Raw genomic sequence first — 3,690 nt, 5'->3', positions numbered from 1 at the left:
CACTATGAAGCGGTCATGACTAGCGTTTTGGATGAGTTCCTTTGGAAATACGCATAAGGAGACCGTCATAATTAGTGTTTTAAGTGAGTTCGCTATTAAAGATGCTTACTGATAACCAATCTCTGAATTTCGCTCGTACCCTCGTAGATTTCGGTGATTTTCGCATCACGGAAGTATCGTTCAACTGGATAATCCTCTGTATAGCCATAGCCCCCAAATACTTGGATGGCCTCTGTTGTTACTTCGACAGCTGTTTTGGAAGCAAACAGCTTTGCCATGGAGGCTTCCATTCCACATTTGATTCCTCTTTGGCGAAGATCAGCTGCACGATAGATTAAGAGCTTCGATGCTTCAACAGCCGTAGCCATATCTGCCAACTTGAATCCGATCCCCTGCTGAGCAGCAATCGGCTTTCCGAATTGGACACGCTCTTTCGCGTATTCCGCCGCCGCTTCAAGAGCCGCTTCTGCAATTCCAAGCGCCTGGGCGGCAATACCGATTCGGCCTACCTCCAGATTAGCCAAGGCAATCTTAAAGCCATGTCCTTCCTCCCCAAGTAGATTCTCAGCCGGAACTCTCATATCCTCAAAGCTTAGCTGAAGCGTTCTGGAGCCATGCAAGCCCATCTTTTTCTCGTCTTTTCCGATCACAAGACCCGGCGTATCTTTTTCAACGATAAAAGCGGAAATCCCTCTGCTTCCGAGCTCAGGATTAGTTAAGGCGAATACGATATAAACATCCGCTTCCCCGCCGTTTGTGATAAAAACCTTGGATCCGTTGATCACATAATGGTCACCTTTTTTAACAGCCTTTGACTTCAGGCTTCCCGCGTCAGATCCGGCACTCGGCTCTGTTAAGCAGAAGGCGCCAAGATATTCGCCTGAGGCAAGCTTCGGAATATACTTTTTCTTTTGTTCCTCTGTACCGAAATAAAGGATTGGATTGGTCCCTACAGAGGTATGGACGGAAAGGATAACGCCAATCGTTGCACTCACCTTTGATAGCTCATTGATGGCAATGATGTAGGAGGTAAAATCCATTTCCGCACCGCCATACTGTTCCGGAATGGGAATTCCCATTAGGCCGAGCTCCCCCATTTTTCTTAGAATTTCACGTGGAAACTCGCCTTGCTCCATTTTTTCAATAAAAGGTGCTATTTCGGATTGGGCAAAGTCTCGCACCATTTTTCTCATCATTTCCTGCTCTTCTGTAAATCTCAGGTTCATTTGCAGCCCTCCGTTATTCCTATCGGGTGATTTTTATTTAAGGAAATGCCTATTCGTACGTATAAAAGCCTCTGCCTGTTTTACGTCCCAGCCAGCCGGCCTTCACATATTTTCTTAACAGCGGGCATGGGCGGTACTTATCGTCACCAAAGCCCTCATGAAGCGTTTCCATAATATATAGACAAGTATCAAGTCCAATAAAATCCGCCAAAGTAAGCGGCCCCATCGGATGATTCATACCAAGCTTCATTACTTCATCGATGGCTTCCTTAGAAGCAACCCCTTCATATAGGGTAAAAATGGCTTCGTTTATCATCGGCATCAGCACTCGATTTGACACAAATCCCGGAAAGTCATTGACTTCAACTGGTACCTTTTTGAGCGTTTTCGTAATGTCTTCAATTGTTTGGTAGACGTCATCTGCTGTTGCAAGACCACGAATGATTTCTACTAGCTTCATAACCGGAACCGGATTCATAAAGTGCATGCCAATCACTTTTTCCGGCCGCTTTGTGGCAGCTGCAATTTCTGTGATTGGCAAGGATGACGTATTACTTGCGAGGATGGCGTGTGCAGGCGCAATGTCATCCAGCTGGCTGAATATTTTCGTTTTGACCTCCATATTTTCCACAGCAGCCTCGATAATGAGGTCAACAGCTTTGGCATCCTGCAGATCCGTAGATGGCGTGAGGTTGTTTAATATTTCTTCCATTTGCTCGGCCGTCATCCGTTCTTTTTCAACCTGACGGGAAAGGTTCTTTCTGATCACACCTAGACCGCGATCAACAAATTCCTGTTTTAGGTCATTTAAAAGCACGCTGTAGCCAGCTTGTGCACAAACCTGGGCAATCCCTGAGCCCATTTGACCCGCTCCGATTACCATGATTTTTTGTACGTTCATTTTTGCTCCTCCGTTCGGTTGAATGTATATATTGGCTGATGATTATTGGGGTGTTAAATTTGATTTGGCTGATAAATAGGCTAAATTGGCTGATAAATTTAACATGGGCCGACAAATAACGAATTTAGCCGTTCATTTAGTTTTTCGGAACTTCAATCATGATGGCATCGCCTTGGCCGCCGCCGCTGCAAATCGCTGCGATGCCGATTCCGCCGCCTCGACGTTTTAATTCATGCATTAATGTCAGGATAATTCTCGCTCCACTCGCACCGATTGGATGCCCTAACGCGACCGCACCGCCATTTACATTGACCTTATTTTCGTCAAGACTGGCAATTTTTCCGCTTGATAGCGCGACAGCTGCAAATGCCTCATTAATTTCAAAAAGATCAATCTGCTCAACGGATTTCCTAGTCTTTTTCAAAAGCTCGTTGATCACAAGCCCTGGTGTTTTTGGAAAATCCTTCGCCTCCACCGCAATGGCAGTGTGACCGAGAATAACCGCTGCAGGCTTTCTTCCTTCACGAACAGCTCTTTCCTCGCTCATTAGGATTAATGCAGCCGCTCCATCATTCACACCAGGCGCATTGCCGGCAGTAATCGTGCCCTCTGGACCGAATGCCGGGCGAAGCTTCGCCAATTTATCAATGGAAGTATCCTTTCGAGGAGACTCATCCTCGGAAATCATAATGGGTTCTCCTTTTCTTTGCGGCACCGAGACTGGAACAATTTCCTCCGCTAGCCTTCCAGCTTCCATTGCAGCAATGGCCAATTCATGACTTCTGAGAGCCCAGCGGTCTTGCTCTTCCCGGCTAATGTCCATTTCTTCCGCCGTTTCGTTTCCGTACGTCCCCATATGAACCCCTGTGAAACTGCAGCTTAATCCATCATGTGTCATTAAATCCTTAACTTGTGCATCCCCCATGCGTAATCCCCAACGAGCTGTTGGCAGAAAATAAGGAGCTTGGCTCATTGATTCCATTCCACCAGCCACGATTACCTCTTCATCACCGAGGCGGATGATTTGATCCCCTAATGTGACACTACGCATGCCCGAAGCACAAACCTTATTAACGGTTTCTGTTTTCACATTCCACGGAATCCCTGCTTTTCTTGCAGCCTGACGGGAAGGAATTTGGCCTTGCCCACCTTGCAGTACCGTTCCGAGAATGACTTCACCGACTTCCTCCGGTTTGACACCAGCACGAGCTAAAGCCTCTTTTACAGCAAAACCGCCAAGGTCTGAAGCCGAATAGCTGCTTAATCCCCCAGCAAACTTACCAAATGGCGTTCTTGCTCCACCTAAAATTACGGTTCTTCCCATCAGAATCTCTCCTTTGTTTTACTTGTTTATTTAGACTTTCCTGCCCAATTGATTCATAGCGATCAAGCCATTTGACTGAACGCTCGCTCAATGTCCATCCAAAAAAATAACTCCTAGATTGTAAGCGCTTTACCTATATTTCTATTTTACTTTAAAAATAGTAAAAATTGAAATACTTTACGGAAAATTCTTAAAGTTCAACTTCAATTGGCAGAAATAGCTGCCAATTGAAGTTGAAC

At 45.8% G+C, this 3,690-nt stretch carries 3 protein-coding genes; all 3 read right to left on the bottom strand.

The features are described from left to right. Positions 1 to 95: 95 nt before the first annotated feature. Positions 96 to 1,226, bottom strand: a complete 1,131-nt coding sequence (locus V7149_RS24880; protein WP_335348248.1) for an acyl-CoA dehydrogenase — start codon at positions 1,224 to 1,226, stop codon at positions 96 to 98. Between the two features lie 49 nt (positions 1,227 to 1,275). After that, the gene (locus V7149_RS24875; RefSeq protein WP_335348247.1) at positions 1,276 to 2,127 is read right to left on the bottom strand and encodes a 3-hydroxybutyryl-CoA dehydrogenase; all 852 of its coding nucleotides are present in this window, start codon (positions 2,125 to 2,127) and stop codon (positions 1,276 to 1,278) included. 136 nt (positions 2,128 to 2,263) lie between these two features. Further along, positions 2,264 to 3,451 (bottom strand): acetyl-CoA C-acetyltransferase, encoded by a 1,188-nt coding sequence (locus V7149_RS24870; RefSeq protein ID WP_335348246.1) that lies wholly within the window; start codon positions 3,449 to 3,451, stop codon positions 2,264 to 2,266. Positions 3,452 to 3,690: the final 239 nt, after the last annotated feature.

The organism is Bacillus sp. JJ1503 (genome assembly GCF_036965125.1).
GTDB lineage: Bacteria > Bacillota > Bacilli > Bacillales > Cytobacillaceae > Cytobacillus.
Note: the sequence above shows the minus strand (reverse complement) of the source record. Positions and strands in the feature narration are given on the sequence as shown.

Bases quoted from the DNA above. Each gene is read 5' to 3' on its own strand.
- V7149_RS24880 (WP_335348248.1), bottom strand. From the start codon at position 1,226: ATGAACCTGAGATTTACAGAAGAGCAGGAAATGATGAGAAAAATGGTG.
- V7149_RS24875 (WP_335348247.1), bottom strand. From the start codon at position 2,127: ATGAACGTACAAAAAATCATGGTAATCGGAGCGGGTCAAATGGGCTCA.
- V7149_RS24870 (WP_335348246.1), bottom strand. From the start codon at position 3,451: ATGGGAAGAACCGTAATTTTAGGTGGAGCAAGAACGCCATTTGGTAAG.